The organism is Streptomyces sp. DSM 40868 (assembly GCF_011820545.1).
Lineage (GTDB): Bacteria > Actinomycetota > Actinomycetes > Streptomycetales > Streptomycetaceae > Streptomyces > Streptomyces eurythermus.
This window is the reverse complement of the sequence record NZ_CP050504.1, coordinates 3,819,370-3,840,237: the sequence shown is the minus strand read 5'-3', so window position 1 is coordinate 3,840,237 and position 20,868 is coordinate 3,819,370. Positions and strand designations below refer to the sequence as shown.

Here is a 20,868-nt window from a genome sequence, read left to right as displayed (position 1 = left end):
ACGCGATGGTGACGTACGCGCAGGCGCAGGAGCGCGCCGAGGAGTGGATCAACGGCGACGTGCCCGTGTACCAGCACCGTGAGGTGCGGGTGCGGGAGTTCGGGCTGGGGTTCGTGGTGTGGGGCGAGGACCGTGCGGAGGGTCCGCGTTCGGACGCGGGCGGCCAGCGGCTGGTGATCGCCCGAGACAGCGGGGAGGCCACGTTGTGGCCCGCGCTGCCGGTGGGTGAGGTGATCCGCCGGTACGAGGAGGAGTACGGCCGTGCCGGGGAGCCGCAGGACGCGGTGCCGGCGCCCGCGCGGCTGGATCTCAATCAGACGTCGTTCCTGCTGACTCCTCCGGAGTGGTTGCAGGAGGCGGCGGACAAGCTGGGGAACGCGGAAGGCGGGGCGGGGGATTCGGCGGGGCCGGCAGGTTCGGCGGGGCCGAGCGTTTCGGGTGGTTCGAGCGGGTCGGCGGATTCGGCGGACTTGACGGTGGGGGCGGCTTCGGCGGGTGCCGGGGTGCCGGGGGCGGGGCCCGCCTCGTCGGGTTCGGTTCCGTCGGGATCGGGGGCGCCGGGTTCGGCCGGGGCTCCGGGTCCGGCTTCAGGTTCGGTTCCGGCCTCCGCCTCGGTGGAGCCGGGTGGTGGGGCGGCTTCGGGTGTTCCGGGCGCGCCCGGTGAGCCGGGGGTGCCCGCTTCCGCGGAGGTGCCCGAGGGTGCCACGCCCTGGGCCGGGACCGACACGAACGCGGAGGCCGGTGAGGACGACCGTTCCGTGCCGCTGCCCGCGACGGTGTTCGCGCCGCCGTTGAGCGACTCGGACGACGGGCCGCGGCCCCCGGCGGTGGCGGCCGACGCGCCGACGGCGTTGATGTCGGGCGGCAGCCAGCTGCCGCCGACGGCGGTCGCACCGGCGCTGGACACGTCGGGCACGCCGACCGCCGGCCGGAGCGACACGCCCCCGCCGGTACCGGGTGCGTCGGCGTACGGTCATCCGCAGGCGCCGGCGACTCCGGGCACGCCCGCGCCGGGCGTACCGCCGTACCCTCCCGCGCACGGCACCCCGCCTCCTCCCATGGCCTCGGGGGCGCCGGGCGCCCCGCAGGGCAGCACGCCTCCGCCGCCCGTTCCGTCGTACGGCTATCCGCAGGCGCCGGGGGGTGCGCCGCAGCCTCCGGCGGTACCGGGTGCGCCCGCGCGTCCGCTGCCGCCGCACGCGGGGGACATCGCGGACGCGGCGACGAGCAAGGCGGCACCGCCGCCGAAGAAGGGGCGCGGGGGAGTGGGTACGCCCCCTCCGCCTCCGCCGCCGGGCGCCCCGGGCATGCCGGGGGCGCGCCCGGGGAGTGCGACGCCGCCGCCCGCGCCGGGCGCTCCCGCGGGCGGGTACGTGCCGACGCAGCTGGTGTCGGCGCTCGGGCCGGAGGGTCCCGAGGGGCAGGCCGGTCCGGGGAGCGTGGAGGGACCGCGGGCGCCGGGCGCGCCGAACGTTCCGGGAGCCCCCAATCCGCCCGCCGCGCCGCCGGGTGCCCCGGGAGGTACGCCTCCGGGGGGTGTGCACCAGGCGGCCACGATGCTGGCCGACCCGAGCCGACCGGGCGAAGGCACGCCGCAGCCGCCGGGCGCGTCCCGGCCTCCGGGGGCGCCGCAGCCGCCCGGTGCTCCCCAGCCTCCGGGTTCCCCCGGTGCGCCAGGTGCCCAAGCCGCGCCGGGTGCCCCCGGCATGCCCCCGGCGCCGGGCGCCCCGCAGCCTCCTGCGGCGCCCCATGCCCCAGGCGCCCCCGGGGCTCCCGGCGCCGTGCACCAAGCCGAAACCATGCTGGCCGCGCCCCCTGTGGCCGGCGGCCCGGGTGCCGTCGCGCCTCCGGGAGCCGCCCCGCACGCCGCGCCCCCGCCCGCTCCCGGTGCGCCGGGCGGCGCCCCCGGCATGCCCCCGGGCGCTCAGGGCACCCCGCCCCCCATGCCGCCCGGCGCCATGCCGCCTCCGGGTGCGATGCCGCCTCCGGGTGCGCCAGTGCCGGGGCCGGGGCCGGCGTACGGGTATCCGCAGGGGCAGCCGATGGTGGGTCCGGGCTATCAGGCCGTTCTGCGCTACCGCGCGCAGGACGGCTCCGAGCAGCAGCTGATCCGGCGTTCGGCGCCGGGCATGCCGCACCCGGAGTGGCAGATCTTCCACGAGCTGCGGGCCATGAACGTGCCGCCGGGCCAGGTGCTGGAGCTGCACACCGAGCTGGAGTCGTGTGAGCTGCCGGGTGCCTACTGCGCGCGGATGATCCGGGAGCAGTGGCCGCAGGCGCGGATCACGAGCATCGCGCCGTACGGCACGGATCACGCGAGCCGGCGTCAGGGCATGCATCAGTTGCTGGCGCACCAGGGCGAGTTGCACCAGGTGGCGGACGGTCCGGCGCGGCCGGCGCCGGTGCGGGCGCCGCTGCCGCCGGTGCAGGCCGCGCCGCCGGTGCCGCCGGAGGGGGTGGCGCAGGAGCTGGCGGCGGCGTTCGGGCCGGGCATCTTCCGGTTCGAGCAGCAGGCGGTGTCCCGGCAGGGCGTGCCGCCGGTCGTGGCGCACACCCTGGTGGTGGCCGGCCTGCCGCTGGACATGGGCCCGTTCTTCTGGGCGCAGGCGCAGCCGGGCCGTCCGGTGCCGACGCTGGCGGAGCTGGCGGCCGAGCGCGGGGTGACGGCGGCGCCGGACGCGGGCTCGTACCTGGTGATGGGCACCGACTTCGGCAAGGCGATCTGTGTGCAGTACGGGACGGCGAACATCGTGGCCGTACCGGTGGAGGCGGGGCCGGGCGGTGCGCCGGTGCCGCCGCAGTTCGTGAACTCCGGGCTGCCGGAGTTCGCGCGGTGTCTGGCGTTGCTGGGCCGGATGTGGCGGCTGAGGTACGGGCTGAACCAGGAGCAGGCGGGCCGCTGGACCGTCGACTTCCAGGCGCAGCTGGCCGCCCTGGACCCGGCGGCGCTCGGTTCGCCGGAGAGCTGGTGGTCGGTGCTGCTGGAGCAGATGTGGGACGGGCTGTTGTAGCCCTTCCGCCGCGGACGTATCCGCTGTTTGCCTTCGTGGGGCCCTTCACGCGCGCGTGAAGGGCCCCACGCGTGTCTGTCGCGTGCCCGATGTGCTGCCCGGCGCGCGTTCCGTGTCCGTGCGCCGTTCTGCGGAGTGTCGGATTATGACCCCTTATGTCCGATCCAGCAAGATATGCACGAAATCATTCTGTCGTGTAGGTCCGGTGGAGAGGAGTCCCAGGGTGAGCAGCGCATCGATGCCGCCGCACGGCTTCGCGACCGTCCGGGGGCGCGGCTACCGCCCCGACCAGGTCGACGCCTGCCTGGAGGCGCTGTCCGAGGACCGGGACGCCGCCTGGGAGCGGGCCGCCCGGCTGACCGTGCTCGCCAAGGACATGGAGGCGGAGGCGGCACGGCTGGGCGAGGTGGTCGCCCAGCTCGAGCCGCAGACGTACGAGGCGCTGGGGGAGGGCGCCCAGCGGCTGTTCCAGCGGGTGCAGAGCGAGGCGGCCGACCTCAGGGAGCGCACGCGGCGCGCGGCCGCGCAGCACGTCGCGCGGGCGGAGGCGGAGGCCGAGCGGGTCCGCCGGGGGGCGCGGGAGGCGGCGGACGCGGTCCGCGCGGCGGCCGACGAGCACGCCCGCGGGCGGATCCTGGCCGCGCGGGCCGAGGCCAACGGCATCCGGGTCGGGGCCCGGCGCGAGGTGCGGACGGCGCGCATGGAGGCCCTCGCCCTGGTGCGCGAGGCACGGCAGCGCGCCGCCGGGATGCTGGCCGAGCACTCCCGGGAGAACGCCGGACGCTGGGCGGCGGCCGAACGCGAGGCGGCCGGGCGGGCGGCCGAGCTGGACGCCCGGTACGCCGAGCGGACGAGCCGGGCCGAGGCCGCGCTGGCGGCGGCCGGGCGGGCCGTGGAGGAGGCCGGGCGGTACGCCCGCCGCTGTGAGGAGCGGGCACGCGCGCGTGCCGCCGAGATCGTCGCGGACGCGCGCGTGCGCGAGGAGCGCATCGCCCAGGAGACCGAGCGGGTGCTGCGCGAGCACGGCGACACCTGGGACGCGGTGCAGGCGCACATGGACTGCGCGCGCGAGAACCTGATGACGCTGACCGGACGAGTCGTCACCGAGTGAGCCGGCCCGCCGGGTCCGCTCCGAAAGCACCGGGAACCCCCGCCGGGTTCACTCCGGCGGCGTCGGCGATCCCCGCCGGGTTCACTCCGGGAGCACCGGGAACCGGCGGGGTGCCACCAGTAGCAGCACCACGAACGCCAGGGCCGCCGCGCCCGCCGCGCCGAGGTAGACGGCGTGGACCGCGTCGGCGATGGCCCGCCGGGTCGCCTCCGGGGCCGTGCCGGCGTCCAGCGCGCGGGTGACGGAGTCCAGGTCGCCGACTCCGCCCAGCCGCGCGGCCAGCACGCCGTTGGCGACGGCGCCGAACAGGGACGCGCCGAGGGTCTGGCCGGTCTGCCGGCAGAACAGCACCGAGGCGGTCGTGGTGCCCCGCTCCGACCAGCCCACGGTCGACTGCACCCCGATGATCAGCGGCAGCTGGAACAGACCCAGCGCCCCGCCGAGCAGCAGCATCAGCAGCGTCGGCTGCCACCAGGACCCGGGGTAGGGCAGGAACGGGAACGCCAGGAGGATGAGCGTGCCGAGGCCGATGCCGAGCAGCGCGGTGTCCCGGAAGCCGATCCGCCGGTAGACGTGCTGGCTGAGCGCGGCGGACACCGGCCAGCTGAGCGTCCACACCGACAGCACGAACCCGGCGGCGACCGGGCCGAGTCCGAGCACCGACTGGGCGTACGTCGGCAGGAACACCGCGGGCGCCACCATCAGCAGCCCCAGCGCGCCGAGCGCCAGATTGACGGCGGCGATGGTCCGGCGCCGCCACACCCAGCCCGGGATGATGGGCTGCGCGGCCCGCCGCTCCACCGTCACCACCACGGCGACCAGGGCGAGACCCGAGCCGAACAGGGTCAGCGACGGCGCCGACAGCCACGGCCAGGCGACCCCGCCCTGCACCAGCGCGGTCAGCAGCACCCCGCCGCACGCGAACACCGTGAGCGCGCCGGCCCAGTCCACGCGCGCGTGGCGGGCGGTTTCCCGTTCGGGCTCGTGCAGGTGACGCACGATCAGCCACAGGGCGGCCGCGCCGATCGGCAGGTTGATCAGGAAGATCCAGCGCCAGTCGGCGTAGGCGGCGAGCACTCCGCCGAGTCCGGGGCCGGCCACCGCGCTGACCGCCCACACCGTGGACAGCCGGGACTGGATCCTCGGGCGTTCCGCCAGCGGGTACAGGTCGGCGGCGAGTGTCTGCACGGTGCCCTGCAACGCCCCGCCGCCCAGGCCCTGGATGATCCGGAACGCGATCAGCGCGCCCATGTTCCAGGCCACCGCGCACAGCAGCGATCCCGCGAGGAACACGGCCGCGCCCACCACCAGCACCGGTTTGCGGCCGAAGGTGTCGGAAAGTTTGCCGTAGACGGGGAGCGTGACGGTGACGGCGAGCAGATAGCCGGAGAAGAGCCAGGAGAAGACGGAGAACCCGCCCAGGTCGCCGACGATCTGGGGGACCGCCGTGGAGACGACGGTGGAGTCCAGCGCGGCCAGTGCCATCGCCAGCATCAAGGCGGCCACGACCGCCCCCCGGCGCCGTTCCCCCTGGCGCCGGGCCGCGCCGCCGCGTATCGCGGGTGTCGTACTCCCCACCGCAAACCCCTCCCCTGCTTCCCGTCGGAAGCTACCCAGGTGCCCCCTGCACCCATGTCTGCGACGACAGCTTTCCACGGGGGCGGGCCGGGGTTCCGGCGTGGCGTCGGGTGGAGGCGGCGCACGCCGAAGGGTGGAGGCATGCCCGGGAATGCCTCCACCCTTCGGTGGAGACCCCCTAAGGGTTCCTCCGTACCCCGGCTCGGGGACGGTTCGTCCCGGCGGAGGAGGAGCCCGGCCCAGGGCGCTCCTTAACCTGGTCATACGCCGCTGGGGGGCGGCGGACCGCACCGGCGGGGGTGGGGTTTTCCCCCCGGAAAGACGGGGCTCCGCACCAGCGCGCGACGCCCTCGCCGACCGCGAGACTCATCGACGTACTCAGACGACGACCCGGCACCACCGGGCGCCGTGCACCGACCTGTCGACCGACATAGGAGACATACCGTGACATCGGCTGTAACGATTCCCAGGCACGGGGGTACTGGAGGGCGTACGGCCGTCGCGGCACGGGCGCGGCAGGTCGTGAAGGCGTACGGGTCCGGGGAGACCCGTGTCGTCGCACTGGACAGCGTGGACGTGGACGTCGCCCGCGGCCGGTTCACCGCGATCATGGGCCCCTCCGGGTCCGGCAAGTCGACCCTGATGCACTGCCTGGCCGGCCTGGACACGGTGACGAGCGGTCACATCTACCTGGACGACACCGAGATCACCGGCCTGAAGGACAAGAAGCTCACCCAGCTGCGCCGGGACCGCATCGGCTTCATCTTCCAGGCGTTCAACCTGCTGCCCACACTGAACGCCCTGGAGAACATCACGCTGCCCATGGACATCGCCGGCCGCAAGCCCGACCGGGCCTGGCTGGAGCGGGTGGTGGAGACCGTCGGGCTCACCGGGCGCCTCAAGCACCGCCCCACCCAGCTCTCCGGCGGCCAGCAGCAGCGCGTCGCCGTGGCCCGTGCCCTCGCCGCCCGCCCGGAGATCATCTTCGGGGACGAGCCGACCGGAAACCTCGACTCCCGCGCGGGCGCCGAGGTGCTCGGCTTCCTGCGCCGCTCGGTGGACGAACTCGGCCAGACCATCGTCATGGTCACCCACGACCCGGTGGCCGCCTCCTACGCCGACCGGGTGCTCTACCTCGCCGACGGCCGCATCGTCGACGAGATGTACCAGCCGACGGCCGAACAGGTCCTGGACCGCATGAAGGACTTCGACGCCCGGGGGCGTACGTCGTGACCGTTCTGAAGACCTCGATGCGCAACTTCGTCGCGCACAAGGGACGCATGGCGCTGTCGGCGGTCGCCGTGCTGCTGTCGGTGGCGTTCGTCTGCGGCACGCTGGTGTTCACCGACACCATGAACACCACCTTCGACAAGCTGTTCCAGGCCACGGCGTCCGACGTCCAGGTCAGCGCCAAGAGCGCCTCCGACACCGGGGAGACCACCTCCCGCACCGGCAAGCCGCCCGTCCTGCCGGCCTCGGTCGTCGGCGAGGTCCGCGGCGCCCAGGGCGTGCGGTCGGCCGAGGGCACGGTGTTCTCCACCTCGGTGACCGTCGTGGACGCCGACAAGGACAAGCTGTCGCCCAGCAGCGGCGGGCCCACCATCGTCGGCAGCTGGAACGGCAACGACGCCCGCACCATGGAGATCGCCTCCGGTACGGCCCCCAAGGGCCCCGGTCAGGTGATGGTCGACGCCGACACCGCCGACCGGCACGGACTGAAGCGCGGTGACGAGATCGGCCTCATCACGGCCGTCGGCACGCACCACGCGCGCGTGTCCGGCATCGCCGCCTTCAAGGTCACCAACCCCGGCGCGGCCATCTTCTACCTGGACACCAGGACCGCCCAGCAGACCCTCGTCGGCCGCACCGGCGTCTACACCAGCGTCAACGTCACCGCCGCCAAGGGCGTGAGCGACGAGCAGCTGAAGAAGAACGTCGTCGCCGTCCTCGGCCACGACTACAAGGTGCAGACCGCCAAGGAGGTCGCCGACGCCAACCAGAAGCAGCTCCAGAGCTTCCTGGACGTCATGAAGTACGCGATGCTCGGCTTCGCCGGAATCGCCTTCCTGGTCGGCATCTTCCTGATCGTCAACACCTTCTCCATGCTGGTCGCCCAGCGCACCCGGGAGATCGGCCTGCTGCGCGCCATCGGCTCCTCCCGAAAGCAGGTCAACCGCTCGGTGCTGGTGGAGGCCCTGCTGCTGGGTGTGGCCGGCTCCGTCCTCGGCGTCGGCGCGGGCGTCGGCCTCGCCATCGGCCTGATGAAGCTCATGGGGCAGATGGACATGAAGCTGTCCACCGATGACCTGACGGTGGCCTGGACCACCCCCGCGCTCGGCCTGCTCCTCGGCGTGGTCGTCACCGTCCTCGCCGCGTATCTGCCCGCCCGGCGCGCCGGCAAGGTCTCCCCGATGGCCGCCCTGCGCGACGCCGGCGCCCCCGCCGACGCCCGCTCCGGGGCCGTCCGCGCCGTCCTCGGCCTGCTGCTGACCGCCGCCGGCGGCTGGAGCCTGTACGCGGCCGCCACCGCCGAGAAGGCCAAGACCGGCTCCGGCTGGCTGGGCCTGGGCGTACTGCTCACCCTGATCGGCTTCGTCGTCGTCGGCCCGCTGCTCGCCGGCGCGCTGGTCCGCGTCCTCGGCGCGGTCCTCCTGCGGGTCTTCGGACCCGTCGGCCGGATGGCCGAGCGCAACGCGCTGCGCAACCCGCGCCGCACCGGTGCCACCGGCGCCGCCCTGATGATCGGCCTGGCCCTGGTGGCGTGCCTGTCGGTGGTCGGCTCCTCCATGGTGGCCTCCGCCACCGACCAGCTGGACAAGACCGTCGGCACGGACTTCATCGTCCAGGAGGACAACGGCCAGGTCATCACCAAGCAGGCGGTCCAGGCCGTCAAGGACACCCCGGGACTGGCCCGGGTCACCGAGTACAAGCTCCTGGACGCCACCCTGACCACGCCGGACGGCCGTACCGTGCCGAAGGAGACGATCAACGCGGCCGACCCGACGTACGCCCAGGACGTGCGCACCAAGACCGTCGCCGGCAGCCTCGCCGACGCCTACCGGCCGGACTCCATGTCCGTCTTCGAAGGCTTCGCGAAGGAGCACGGCATCAAGCTCGGCTCCACGGTCGCCGTCCGCTTCAAGGACGGCGGGACGGCCAGGCTGACCGTCCGCGCGATCACCAGCGACGAGGCCGTCGTCGACAAGGGCGCGATGTACGCCTCCATCGCCACCGTCGCCAAGTACGTCCCCGCCGACCGGATGCCGCTGGACGACCTGCTGTTCGCCACCGCCAAGGACGGCCAGGAGAAGGCCGCCTACCAGGCGCTGAAGTCGGCGCTGCACGAGTTCCCGCAGTACACCGTGCGCGACCAGACCGACTACAAGCAGGAACTGAAGGACCAGATCGGCCAGCTGCTGAACATGATCTACGGCCTGCTGGCGCTGGCGATCATCGTCGCGGTCCTCGGCGTGGTGAACACCCTGGCGCTGTCCGTGGTCGAGCGGACCCGGGAGATCGGCCTGATGCGGGCCATCGGCCTCTCCCGCCGCCAGCTGCGCCGCATGATCCGCCTGGAGTCCGTGGTGATCGCCGTCTTCGGCGCCCTGCTGGGCCTCGGCCTCGGCATGGGCTGGGGCGCCACCGCGCAGCAGCTCCTCTCCCTGGAGGGCCTGAAGGTCCTCGACATCCCCTGGCCGACGATCACCGGCGTGTTCATCGGCTCGGCCTTCGTGGGCCTGTTCGCCGCGCTGGTCCCGGCGTTCCGGGCGGCCCGGATGAACGTGCTGCGCGCGATCGCCACCGACTGACACCGGCCCGCCCGGCCACCGCACACGGGGGTTGCGGGGGAGCATCCGGCGCCGGGGAGCCTCGGGGCTTCCCGGCGCCGGGTCGTGTGCGGGCGGTCCGGGAGTTGTCCACAGGGCCCGTGCCCCGGGGCGCGGGGTTGTCCACAGGCTCCAGCGGCGTCGCCGACACCGTCGTACGCTGGACAGCCCCGGCCCGTCACACGAGTCGGGCCCTTCGTGTTGCCGACCCCTGGACGGAAAAAGCCTCCATGAGCCTGCACGGTCTGCTCGACGCCGTCGTCAAGGACCCCGCCCTCGCGGAAGCGATGCGCGCGGCAGCGGACGGCAACCGCCCGCACGTCGACCTGGTCGGCCCCCCGGCGGCCCGGCCCTTCGCCGTCGCCGCCCTGGCCCGGGACGCCGGCCGCCCGGTGCTGGCGGTCACCGCGACCGGCCGCGAGGCCGAGGACCTGGCCGCCGCCCTGCGCTCCCTGCTGCCGCCCGAGGGCGTCGTGGAGTACCCCTCCTGGGAGACCCTCCCGCACGAGCGGCTCAGCCCCCGCAGCGACACCGTCGGCCGCCGCCTCGCCGTCCTGCGCCGCCTCGCCCACCCCCGCCCCGACGACCCCGAGACCGGCCCCGTCTCCGTCGTCGTGGCCCCCGTGCGCTCCGTACTCCAGCCGCAGGTCAAGGGCCTCGGCGACCTGGAACCGGTGGCCCTGCGCACCGGCCAGAACGCCGATATGGACGACATCGTCGAAGCCCTCGCGGCCGCCGCCTACGCGCGCGTGGAGCTGGTCGAGAAGCGCGGCGAGTTCGCCGTGCGCGGCGGCATCCTGGACGTGTTCCCGCCCACCGAGGAACACCCGCTGCGCATCGAGTTCTGGGGCGACGAGGTCGAGGAGATCCGCTACTTCAAGGTCGCCGACCAGCGCTCCCTCGAAGTCGCCGAACACGGCCTGTGGGCACCCCCGTGCCGCGAGCTGCTGCTCACCGACGACGTCCGCGCACGCGCGCGTGCCCTCGCCGAGGACCACCCCGAGCTGGGCGAACTGCTCGGCAAGATCGCCGAGGGCATCGCGGTGGAGGGCATGGAGTCCCTGGCCCCCGTCCTCGTGGACGACATGGAGCTGCTGCTCGACGTGCTGCCCAAGGGCGCCATGGCCGTCGTCTGCGACCCGGAGCGGGTCCGCACCCGCGCCGCCGACCTCGTCGCCACCAGCCAGGAGTTCCTCCAGGCGTCCTGGGCGGCCACCGCCGGCGGCGGCGAGGCCCCCATCGACGTCGGCGCGGCCTCCCTGTGGTCCCTCGCCGACGTCCGCGACCGCGCCCGCGAGCTGGACATGATGTGGTGGTCGGTCTCGCCGTTCGCCGCCGACACCGACGCCGCGGGCGACGCCGACACCCTCAAGCTCGGCATGCACGCGCCCGAGACCTACCGCGGCGACACCGCGCGCGCCCTCGCCGACACCAAGGGCTGGCTCGCCGACGGCTGGCGCACGGTGTTCGTCACCGAGGGCCACGGCCCGGCCGCCCGCACCGTGGAGGTACTCGGCGGCGAGGGCATCGCCGCCCGCCTGGACGCCGACCTCGGCGAACTCGCCCCCTCCGTGGTGCACGTCTCCTGCGGCTCCATCGAGTACGGCTTCGTGGACCCCGCACTCGAACTCGCCGTGCTCACCGAGACCGACCTCTCCGGGCAGCGCACCGCCGGCCGTGACGGCGCCCGCATGCCGGCCCGCCGCCGCAAGACCATCGACCCGCTCACCCTGGAGCCGGGCGACTACATCGTCCACGAACAGCACGGCGTCGGCCGCTACATCGAGATGGTGCAGCGCACCGTGCAGGGCGCCACCCGCGAGTACCTGGTCGTGGAGTACGCGCCCGCCAAGCGCGGCCAGCCCGGCGACCGGCTGTACATCCCGACCGACCAGCTGGAGCAGATCACCAAGTACGTCGGCGGCGAGGCCCCCACCCTGCACCGCCTCGGCGGCGCCGACTGGACCAAGACCAAGGCCCGCGCCAAGAAGGCCGTCAAGGAGATCGCCGCCGACCTGATCAAGCTGTACAGCGCCCGCATGGCCGCCCCCGGCCACGCCTTCGGCGCCGACACCCCCTGGCAGCGCGAGCTGGAGGACGCCTTCCCCTACGCCGAGACCCCGGACCAGCTCACCACCATCGCCGAGGTCAAGGAGGACATGGAGAAGTCGGTCCCGATGGACCGGCTGATCTGCGGCGACGTCGGCTACGGCAAGACCGAGATCGCGGTGCGGGCCGCCTTCAAGGCCGTACAGGACGGCAAGCAGGTGGCCGTCCTGGTGCCCACCACCCTGCTGGTGCAGCAGCACTACGGCACGTTCTCCGAGCGGTACGCGCAGTTCCCCGTCAACGTGCGCGCCCTGTCCCGCTTCCAGACCGACACCGAGGCCAAGGCCGTCCTGGAGGGTCTGAAGGACGGCTCGGTGGACGTCGTCATCGGCACCCACCGCCTGTTCTCCTCCGAGACCAAGTTCAAGGACCTCGGCCTGGTCATCGTCGACGAGGAGCAGCGCTTCGGCGTCGAGCACAAGGAGCAGCTGAAGAAGCTCCGCGCCAACGTCGACGTGCTGACGATGTCCGCGACCCCGATCCCGCGCACCCTGGAGATGGCGGTCACCGGCATCCGCGAGATGTCCACGATCACCACACCCCCCGAGGAGCGCCACCCGGTGCTCACCTTCGTCGGGCCGTACGAGGAGAAGCAGATCGGCGCCGCCATCCGCCGCGAACTGCTGCGCGAGGGCCAGGTCTTCTACATCCACAACCGCGTCGAGTCCATCGACCGCGCGGCGGCCAGACTCCGCGACATCGTCCCCGAGGCGCGCATCGCCACCGCCCACGGCCAGATGTCGGAGTCCGCGCTGGAGCAGGTCGTGGTCGACTTCTGGGAGAAGAAGTTCGACGTGCTGGTGTCGACCACGATCGTGGAGTCCGGCATCGACATCTCCAACGCCAACACCCTGATCGTGGAGCGCGGCGACACCTTCGGCCTGTCCCAGCTGCACCAGCTGCGCGGCCGGGTCGGCCGTGGCCGCGAGCGCGGGTACGCCTACTTCCTGTACCCGCCGGAGAAGCCGCTCACCGAGACCGCGCACGAGCGCCTGGCGACCATCGCCCAGCACACCGAGATGGGCGCGGGCATGTACGTGGCGATGAAGGACCTGGAGATCCGCGGCGCCGGAAACCTCCTCGGCGGCGAGCAGTCCGGGCACATCGCGGGCGTCGGCTTCGACCTGTACGTCCGCATGGTCGGCGAGGCCGTCGCCGACTACCGGCGCCAGCTGGAGACCGGCGAGATCCAGGAGGAGGCGCCGCTCGAGGTCAAGATCGAGCTGCCCGTCGACGCGCACGTCCCGCACGACTACGCGCCCGGCGAGCGCCTGCGCCTCCAGGCGTACCGCTCGATCGCCTCCGCCAACAGCGAGGAGGACATCAAGGCCGTCCGCGAGGAACTCACCGACCGCTACGGCAAGCTGCCCGAACCGGTGGAGAACCTGCTGCTGGTGGCCGGCCTGAGGATGCTCGCGCGCGCCTGCGGCGTCGGCGAGATCGTGCTCCAGGGCACCAACATCCGCTTCGCGCCGGTGGAGCTGCGCGAGTCGCAGGAACTGCGGCTCAAGCGGCTCTACCCGGGCACGGTCATCAAGCCGGCCGCCCACCAGGTGCTGGTCCCGCGCCCGAAGACCGCCAAGGTCGGCGGCAAGCCGCTGGTCGGCCGGGAACTGCTGGCCTGGGTCGGTGAGTTCCTCACCTCGGTCCTGGGCTGACGGCCGCCGGGGCGGGGACGGTGGACGGGAACCGGGCCTCGAGCGGGACGCGTGGACGGGAAGGGGACCGGGAGCGGGACAGGCGGGCGGGAACGGGAGGGGGCGCGCGTGCGGATCGGTGAGCTGGCCGAGGCGACCGGAGCGACACCGCGCGCCCTGCGCCACTACGAACAGCAGGGCCTGATCACCTCCACCCGTGCGGCCAACGGCTACCGCGAGTACGACGCCGGTGCGGTCGTACGGGTGCGCAACATCCGCCGGCTGCTCGCGGCGGGCCTCACCCTGGACGACGTCCTGGTGTTCCTGCCCTGCCTCGACGGCGACGTCACCGCCGGCCCCGCCTCCGCCGAGGCGCTGAAGGTCGCCCGGGACCGGCTGGCCGTCCTGGACGCCCGCATCGCGGCCCAGACGGAGCTGCGGGACCGGCTGGCGGCGGCCCTGCGGGAGGCGGGCGCCGAGGTTCCCTGACGTGACCGGGGTCCGCTGACGAGGGCCCGGTCAGGAGACGACCGCGCCGCCGTCCACGGGCAGCACGACCCCGGTCACGAACGACGCCCCCGGCGAGGCGAGACGGGTGATGGCCCAGGCGACCTCCTCGGGACGGCCGATCCGGCCGAGCGGGGTGTGGGCGAGCTGCCACTGCCTGATCGTGGCCCGCTGCTCGGGGGTGTAGCCGGAGTGGTCGGCGATCGGCGTGTCGATCGCGCCCGGGGCCACCGCGACCACCCGGATGCCGTGCGGTGCCAGTTCCACCGCCCAGCTGCGGGTCAGCACCTCCAGCGCCGCCTTGCCCGCCGCGTACAGCGAGTTGCCGGGCCAGCCGCGCTGTCCCACCGCCGTCGTCACGTTCACCACGACCCCCCGGCTCTCCTCCAGCGCGGGCAGCGCGGCCTGGGTGAGCAGCACGGGCGCGAGGAGGTTGGTCTCCAGCAGCGGCCGTACCGACGCGCGGGTGTAGCTGCGCAGCGAGTCGGCCGTGACGACGGCCGCGTTGTTGACCAGCACGTCGATTTGGCCGTAGCGCTCCAGCACGGCCCGGACGACGGCAGCGGGCCCGTCCTCGGCGGTCAGGTCGGCGGACAGGGGCGTGATCCCGGGGTGCCCCTCGGCGGTCTCGGCCAGCGGCGCGCGGCGGCGGCCGACGGCGACGACCCGGGCGCCCTCGGCGGCGAACGCGCGCGCCGTCGCCCGGCCGATACCGGTGCCGGCACCGGTCACGAGGACGGTACGAGGGTGATCGGAGGGGCTGGTGCGGGAGGTGCTGTTCTCGCTCATGCCGGGATCGTCGGACCCTGACGCCAATGACAAGGTCAAGCGACGTCTGTCCACCGGACGAAACGGCACTTGTCATGGCATCAGGGGACAACGCCCCATCTGCTGGGCGGCGACGGGAAGTTACCGTGGAGAGCGGAACGACCCGCCCCGCTTGAAGGGCGGACCAGCACGAGCAAGGGGGGGCGCACCGTGACGCGTCTGAGGGGCGGGATGATCACCGCCGTGGCCACGCTGGTCGCCGTGACCGGCTGCACGGCCGAGCAGGACAAGGGGTCCGCCGGGCCCGGGGAGGCCAAGGGCGGCAGTGCGGCCCTGGCCGCCGTGGACTCACTGACCGTCAAGGGGCGTGCGCCGAAAACGGGTTACTCCCGCGAACGGTTCGGCACCGCCTGGGCGGACACCGACTCCAACTCCTGCGACACCCGCGACGACATCCTCAAACGCGATTTGAAGGAAGTGAAGTTCACCGGCGGCACCTGCAAGGTCACCTACGGACTGCTGGACCCCGACCCCTACTCCGGCAAGGAGATCACCTACCGGCGCGGCCGCAGCCAGGTCGACATCGACCACGTCGTGGCCCTCTCCGACGCCTGGCAGAAGGGCGCCAAGTACTGGGACCCGAGCAAGCGCATAGCCCTCGCCAACGACCCGCTCAACCTCCTCGCCGTGGACGCGCCCACCAACCGCGGCAAGGGCGACGGCGACGCGGCCACCTGGCTCCCGCCCAACAAGGCCTACCGGTGCGAGTACGTCGCCGCCCAGGTGGCGGTCAAGAAGAAGTACGGCCTGTGGGTCACCGCCGCCGAACAGTCGGCCATGAAGAAGGTCCTCGCCGGCTGCCCGGACCAGAAGCTGCCCACCGGCGGCAACCCGACCCGGGCCCCCGAACGCTTCCGGGCCCGGTGACCGGGTAATTCACTGTCCTGGCGGGCCCGCCCCGCCTACCGTGACCGGCATGGAGATCAAGGTGAGCAGCCTCGCCGAGCGGCCCGACCGGCTGCCGGCGGTGTTCGACATGCCCGACACCTGGCCCGAGTTCGTCACCCACGATCCCGTGGGCGCCACCCACTACGGCCGCATCCCCACCGAACTGCCGGAATACGCCCTGTTCGCCGAGGACGAGGACGGCCGGGTCGTCGCCCACGCCTACAGCGTGCCCTTCGCCCTGGACGCCCCGGGCCGGGGCACCCTGCCCGCCCGGGGCTGGGACCAGGTCCTGGCGTGGGCCTTCGCCGATCTGCGCCGCGGCACCCGCCCGGACACGGTGAGTGCCGTCTCGGTCACCATCGCCCCGCACGCCCAGGGCCTCGGCCTGTCCGCCGTCCTGCTCTCCGCGATGCGGGACAACGCCCGCGAGCGCGGTTTCCGCGAGGTCGTCGCCCCCGTCCGGCCGAGCGCCAAGCACCGCGAACCGCACACCCCGATCACCGAGTACGCCCACCGGGTCCGCCCCGACGGGCTGCCCGAGGACCCGTGGCTGCGCGTCCACGCCCGGGCCGGCGCCACCATCGACTGCATCGCGCCGGCCTCCATGACCGTCGGCGCCTCGCTGGAGGAGTGGCGCCGCTGGACCGGGCTGCCCTTCGACCGCCCCGGTGACATCGAGGTGCCCGGCGCGCTGGTCCCGGTCCGCTGCGAACCGGAGCGCGGGTACGCCGTCTACGTCGAACCCAACGTCTGGATGCGGCACCCGCTGTGACCCCGCGCCGGGCCCGGCCCCGTACCGGCCCTTACAGCGCGTCCAGGTCGACGATCTCCCCGGTGGGCTTGTCCGCGGGGACCGGCCGGTCGAAGTCGCTGAAGGCCAGGTGGATCTGCTCCTTGGCCTTGGCGCCGCTGTCGATCCGCAGCAGGTACGGCTTGCCCTCGGTCGCCACGTGCGCCGTGTAGTCGTCCTCGCCGTCCTTCTCGTGCAGGACGATCGCGGGCTTGCCGTCGACCGTCGTGGTCTTGCCGCGGGTGGCCTCCGTGTCGCCGTCCTTCATGTCACCGAGGATCGTGTCCAGGTCGCAGAAGCTGGCGATGTCCTTGGCGTCCTGGCCCTTGGCGGCCGTCTTGGTCCACTTCCCGGCGAGCATGTCGACCGCCGCGTCGGTGTCCTCCTTGGACTCCTCGCTCTGGGCACGCAGGAACTTCTCGTCGTACTTCATGTAGATCGTGCCGCCGGACCTGATCAGGTCGGCCTTGCCCTGGCCGCTGAAGCTCATCGAGCCGGCGCACCGGCCCTGCTTGTCGAGCGCCATGTCGATGTCGATGAAGCCCTTGCTCTCGTCGTCGGGGACCCGGCCCTTCATGCGCAGCGACGAGGAACCGGTGGTGGTCTTCATCGACCGCTCGACGATCTGACCGCCGCTCAGCCCGGCGAACGGGCCCTTCGGCTTGCTGCCGGCCGAGTCGTCCCCGGACTGGCAGCCGGTGGTGAGACCGGCGGTGGCCACGGCGGCGAGACAGAGAGCGGCAAAAGCGGTACGACGCATGGGGGTTCCTTGGTGAGAGAGGTGTTCTGGTGAGCGGGGAGCCGGACGGCTCCGTGGGGGGTGAGTGGTACGGGGGTTCTACGGGGTGGTGGGGTGGGGTGCCGTCACGGCGCTGGGTGTGGGTGTCCCCGCGCCGGGGTGGGCAAACGGGTCAGGCCTTCTTCCAGTCACCGCAGTCGTCGGTCTTGAAGTAGCCGTCCGAGGCGCTGAGGGTGACGACGGCCGTACCGGTCACATGGTCACCGGCGAGGAACGAGTCCGGGCCGTGCTCGGCGTCCTTGGTGCGCTCCCAGTAGCAGGAGCCGCCGGTGTTCCCGGTCGACTTGTAGGTGCCCGGCGCGATGTCCGTCCCCACCTTGAACATGCCCGCGTCGCCGTCCATGGAGGTGGCGGGAGTGCCCTTTGCCGTGGGGACGGTCGGGTCCACGAGCTCCCAGTCGGCGCAGCCGTAGATCCGGAACACCTTGTCGGTGGGCATGACGGTCACGTATCCCGTGCCGTTGACACGGTCGCCGGCGAGTGTGGCGTCCGGTTGGCCGGAGGCGTCCCTGGCGCGCTCCCAGTAGCACGTGTCATCGGGGTTGCCGGTGGTGCGGTATGTCCCCGGCTTGATGTCGGTGCCCACCTGGTAGTCGCCGTTGTCCCCGAAGGCGGTCTTCATCTCGGCCGCCCGGGCGCCCCTCGAGTCAGCGGAGCCGCCCGAATTCTCGCTTGCACCGCCGGGCTTGTGCAGGGCCGAGGGCGAGGAGCCGGCCCGGGCGCCGTCACCCGGACCGCCGCCCTTGGAATGGCTGCCGACGGTGGCGGACACGGTCCCGATGACGGCGAGCCCCACCATCGCGCCGACCGCGAGCCTGGCCTTCATGCCCATGACGTATCCCTCCCCGAATGCGGGCGGTCTCCCCCTCCGGCGACCGCTCGTTCGCTGGGTCAATAACAGCAGAGCGTGTGAACCGAGTCAACACGGTTCACACTTGAGGGTGTGTACACGCCCGTGAACCCCTGGATCTTTGTGTACGCCGGTATGCTCGGCGCACACACGGGACGAGGGGAGCGAAGCCGGTGCAGGACAACGCGACAGAGGTGACCGCAGCGGGGATCGCCCGGCTCGCGGGAGTGGGCCGGGCCGCCGTCAGCAACTGGCGCCGTCGGCACGCCGATTTCCCCAAGCCGGTCGGCGGCACCGAGACCAGCCCGTCCTTCGCCCTCGCCGAGGTCGAGGCCTGGCTGCGCAAGCAGGGGAAACTCGCGGAAGTACCGCTGCGTGAGCGTGTCTGGCAGCAACTCGCCGGCCATCCGGAGGGCCCGCTGACGGCCCTGGTGCACACCGGCTGCGCGCTGCTGCTGATCCATGAGCGCCCCACGGTCTGGCTCGACGCGAGCGCCGGCTCCGACGCGAGGCTGGCCGCGATGCTGCCGGGCGCGCTGGAAAAGGTGCTGACGCCGCGGGTGGGGGGCGTACGGGGGCGCCGGGGCACGGGTGTTGGGGGTGCGAGTGCGAGTGCCGGTGCGGGCGCGAGGGGGAGAGCGGGCGCGGGGGCGGCCGCGGGTGCCGGTGGTGGTGTGAACGCGGCGTTCGGGCGGGCCGGTGTGAACGGAGTGTTCGAGCAGGCCGGTGTGAACGGGCCGAGCAACCCGCCTGCTGTGAACGCCGGTTCCGCGCCGACCGCTGTGAACTCGGGTTCGGCGGCGACCGGTGTGAACCCGGGGCCGACGGCTTCCGGCGTGAACTCGGGTACGGCGGCAGCCGGTGTGAACTCAGGTTCGGCGGTGGCCGGTGTGAACTCGGATCCCGTGGTCCCTGGTGTGAATCCCGAATCCACCGCGCCCGCCGCGAACTCCTCGCCGGCGGCGCCGACTGTGAACACCCCACCAACCGTGCACAACGACTCATCCGTTCACAACGCCCCACCCACCCACGGCGAATCAACGGTTCACAACGCGTCGGCCGTTCACAACCGATCCACTGTTCACAGCACCGTCCCCGGCACCCCGGCAGCCATCGCCGACAGCCCCAGCACCCCGACCACCCTCGGCGCCCCCACCCCACCCCAAACCACACCGACCATTCCGACCGCGTCCCTCACCCCCACCACACCCACCACGCCCACCACACCCCCCACCCCAGCCCTGACCACCCCCACCGGCCCCCAACTCCTCCCCTCCGTCCCCCTCCTCCGCGGTGCCGCCGAACTCGCCGCCGAGATCGGCGCCCGGCAGACGTTCGAGTTCCTGCTGGGCCGGCACCTGGACGCCAACCCCCGCCAGTACACGCTCACCCCGGCCGAGCTGGCTGGTCTCATGGCCGACCTGGCCGGCCCGGCCCGTACCGTCCTGGACCCGGCCTGCGGCACCGGCGCCCTGCTGCGCGCCGTGGACCCCCGCCCCGGCCAGGAGCTGTACGCCCAGGACAGCGCGCCCGAACTCGCCGCGCTCAGCGCGCTGCGGCTGGCGCTGCACAGCCGGGCCACCGTGCGCGCCGCCGTGGGCGACACCCTGCGCGCCGACGCCCACCCCGGGCTGCAAGCCGACGCGGTGCTGTGCCATCCGCCGTTCAACGAGCGCAACTGGGGCCACGACGAACTCGCCTACGACCCGCGCTGGGAGTACGGCTTCCCGGCGCGCACGGAGTCGGAGCTGGCCTGGGTGCAGCACGCGCTGGCGCGGCTGACCGACGGAGGGACCGCCGTCCTGCTGATGCCGCCGGCCGCAGCCTCCCGCCGCTCCGGGCGCCGGATCCGCGCCGATCTGCTGCGCCGGGGCGCGCTCAGGGCCGTGGTCGCGCTGCCGGTCGGCGCGGCACCGCCGTACAACATCCCGCTGCACCTGTGGGTGCTGCGCCGCCCCGACCGGACGCCGGCGGCGCCCGAGGTGCTGCTCGTGGACACCGGGAGGTTCGCCGGGGAGACGCGGGGCGGTCCGGACTGGGAGGCGGTACGGGAGGCGGTACTGGACGCCTGGCGTGCCTTCGCGCGCGAGGGGCGGCTCGCGGAGCGGCCCGGCCTCGCCCGTTCCGTGCCGGTGATCGAACTCCTCGACGACGACGTGGACCTCGCGCCCGCCCGTCATCTGCCGCCGGCCGCGGTGGCCGACGGCGCGGAGCAGCTCACGCGGGTGCGCGAACGCCTGGGGGAGACCCTGCGCCTGACCGCGGACCTCACCCCGCCGCCCGCCGACCCGGCACCGGCCGCGCGCTGGACGCTGACCACGGTCGGTGAACTCGCGCGCGGGGGCGCGCTGGTGATGCGTACCGGCGGAAACGGCGGCCACGCGCGCGTGCCGGTGCTCACCGACCACGACGTCCTCGCCGGGACGGCGCCCTCCGGGGCGCTGCCCGAGAGCGAGGAGGAGGCCGTGCTGACCGAGCCGGGCGACGTCGTCGTACCCGTGCTCGGCGGGGGAGCGGTGGCGCGCGTGATCGACGGGGCGACGGGGGGCGCCGCCCTGGGGCGCAACCTGGTGCTGTTGCGCCCCGATCGCACGGCGCTCGATCCGTGGTTCCTGGCCGGGTTCCTGCGCGGTACCGCCAACAACCGGCAGGCCAGCAGCTACGCCTCCACGGCGACCCGGCTGGACGTGCGCCGGCTGCACCTGCCCCGGCTCCCGCTGGAGGAACAGCGCCGCTACGGCGCGCGCTTCCGAGCCCTGGACGAGTTCGAGCGGGCGCTCAGGCACGCGAGCCGGCTCGGGGAGCAGCTGGTGCGCGGGATGTACGACGGGCTCACCGACGGCACGGTGGCACCGGACTGATCCCGGTGCCGACGGCCGGACAACGGTTCGGTACAGCCTCGATCATTTGTCCGTGCCGGGCCATATGCTCGA

The 20,868-nt window shown here is 73.5% G+C and carries 13 protein-coding genes; 9 read left to right on the top strand and 4 right to left on the bottom strand.

All coding sequences use genetic code 11. The features are described from left to right. Positions 1-5: 5 nt before the first annotated feature. Together HB370_RS17265 and HB370_RS17260 are read left to right on the top strand one after the other, a co-directional pair. Complete coding sequence (locus HB370_RS17265) at positions 6-3,011, top strand: SUKH-4 family immunity protein (protein WP_078637863.1); 3,006 nt, start codon at positions 6-8, stop codon at positions 3,009-3,011. Between the two features lie 223 nt (positions 3,012-3,234). Then, positions 3,235-4,122 carry a cellulose-binding protein gene (locus tag HB370_RS17260; protein WP_167512990.1) on the top strand — a complete coding sequence of 296 codons (888 nt, stop codon included), beginning with the start codon at positions 3,235-3,237 and terminating at the stop codon, positions 4,120-4,122. A gap of 81 nt (positions 4,123-4,203) precedes the next feature. Here the strand turns inward: HB370_RS17260 and HB370_RS17255 are convergent, their stop codons facing one another. Beyond that, complete coding sequence (locus HB370_RS17255; RefSeq protein ID WP_030794916.1) at positions 4,204-5,700, bottom strand: MFS transporter; 1,497 nt, start codon at positions 5,698-5,700, stop codon at positions 4,204-4,206. Positions 5,701-6,144: 444 nt separating this feature from the next. Here HB370_RS17255 and HB370_RS17250 point away from each other — a divergent pair, with 444 nt between their 5' ends. The 4 genes from HB370_RS17250 to HB370_RS17235 all read left to right on the top strand — a co-directional run bounded on the left by HB370_RS17250 (position 6,145) and on the right by HB370_RS17235 (position 13,762). Next, positions 6,145-6,933: an ABC transporter ATP-binding protein gene (locus HB370_RS17250; protein WP_030794913.1), complete on the top strand. Its 789-nt coding sequence runs from the start codon at positions 6,145-6,147 to the stop codon at positions 6,931-6,933. Further along, a complete protein-coding gene (locus tag HB370_RS17245; RefSeq protein ID WP_030794911.1) occupies positions 6,930-9,509 on the top strand; it encodes an FtsX-like permease family protein in 2,580 nt (859 codons plus the stop codon). Before HB370_RS17250 ends, HB370_RS17245 begins: the two co-directional genes overlap by 4 nt. A 248-nt stretch (positions 9,510-9,757) precedes the next feature. Beyond that, the gene (gene mfd, locus HB370_RS17240; RefSeq protein WP_030794906.1) at positions 9,758-13,294 is read left to right on the top strand and encodes a transcription-repair coupling factor; all 3,537 of its coding nucleotides are present in this window, start codon (positions 9,758-9,760) and stop codon (positions 13,292-13,294) included. Positions 13,295-13,402: 108 nt separating this feature from the next. Continuing rightward, positions 13,403-13,762, top strand: a complete 360-nt coding sequence (locus tag HB370_RS17235) for a MerR family transcriptional regulator (RefSeq protein ID WP_030794903.1) — start codon at positions 13,403-13,405, stop codon at positions 13,760-13,762. A 30-nt stretch (positions 13,763-13,792) separates the two neighbouring features. Here HB370_RS17235 and HB370_RS17230 read toward each other — a convergent pair whose 3' ends face one another. Continuing rightward, complete coding sequence (locus HB370_RS17230) at positions 13,793-14,569, bottom strand: SDR family oxidoreductase (RefSeq protein WP_030794900.1); 777 nt, start codon at positions 14,567-14,569, stop codon at positions 13,793-13,795. A gap of 189 nt (positions 14,570-14,758) precedes the next feature. Between HB370_RS17230 and HB370_RS17225 the strand changes: the two genes are divergently transcribed. Beyond that, positions 14,759-15,475: an HNH endonuclease family protein gene (locus tag HB370_RS17225; protein WP_030794898.1), complete on the top strand. Its 717-nt coding sequence runs from the start codon at positions 14,759-14,761 to the stop codon at positions 15,473-15,475. Positions 15,476-15,524: 49 nt separating this feature from the next. Next, positions 15,525-16,268 carry a GNAT family N-acetyltransferase gene (locus HB370_RS17220; RefSeq protein ID WP_030794896.1) on the top strand — a complete coding sequence of 248 codons (744 nt, stop codon included), beginning with the start codon at positions 15,525-15,527 and terminating at the stop codon, positions 16,266-16,268. Positions 16,269-16,299: 31 nt separating this feature from the next. On the opposite strand, the gene HB370_RS17215 is transcribed toward HB370_RS17220, so the two are convergent. Continuing rightward, positions 16,300-17,046 carry a hypothetical protein gene (locus HB370_RS17215; protein ID WP_030794893.1) on the bottom strand — a complete coding sequence of 249 codons (747 nt, stop codon included), beginning with the start codon at positions 17,044-17,046 and terminating at the stop codon, positions 16,300-16,302. A 151-nt stretch (positions 17,047-17,197) separates the two neighbouring features. After that, positions 17,198-17,917: a hypothetical protein gene (locus HB370_RS17210; RefSeq protein WP_030794890.1), complete on the bottom strand. Its 720-nt coding sequence runs from the start codon at positions 17,915-17,917 to the stop codon at positions 17,198-17,200. Positions 17,918-18,108: 191 nt separating this feature from the next. On the opposite strand from HB370_RS17210, the gene HB370_RS41930 reads away from it, so the two are divergent. Beyond that, positions 18,109-20,796 (top strand): N-6 DNA methylase, encoded by a 2,688-nt coding sequence (locus HB370_RS41930; RefSeq protein WP_244405541.1) that lies wholly within the window; start codon positions 18,109-18,111, stop codon positions 20,794-20,796. The last annotated feature ends 72 nt before the right edge of the window (positions 20,797-20,868 follow it).

Bases quoted from the DNA above. Each gene is read 5' to 3' on its own strand.
- HB370_RS17210 (WP_030794890.1), bottom strand. From the start codon at position 17,917: ATGGGCATGAAGGCCAGGCTCGCGGTCGGCGCGATGGTGGGGCTCGCC.
- HB370_RS17265 (WP_078637863.1), top strand. From the start codon at position 6: ATGGTGACGTACGCGCAGGCGCAGGAGCGCGCCGAGGAGTGGATCAAC.
- HB370_RS17220 (WP_030794896.1), top strand. From the start codon at position 15,525: ATGGAGATCAAGGTGAGCAGCCTCGCCGAGCGGCCCGACCGGCTGCCG.
- HB370_RS17215 (WP_030794893.1), bottom strand. From the start codon at position 17,046: ATGCGTCGTACCGCTTTTGCCGCTCTCTGTCTCGCCGCCGTGGCCACC.
- HB370_RS17230 (WP_030794900.1), bottom strand. From the start codon at position 14,569: ATGAGCGAGAACAGCACCTCCCGCACCAGCCCCTCCGATCACCCTCGT.
- mfd (WP_030794906.1), top strand. From the start codon at position 9,758: ATGAGCCTGCACGGTCTGCTCGACGCCGTCGTCAAGGACCCCGCCCTC.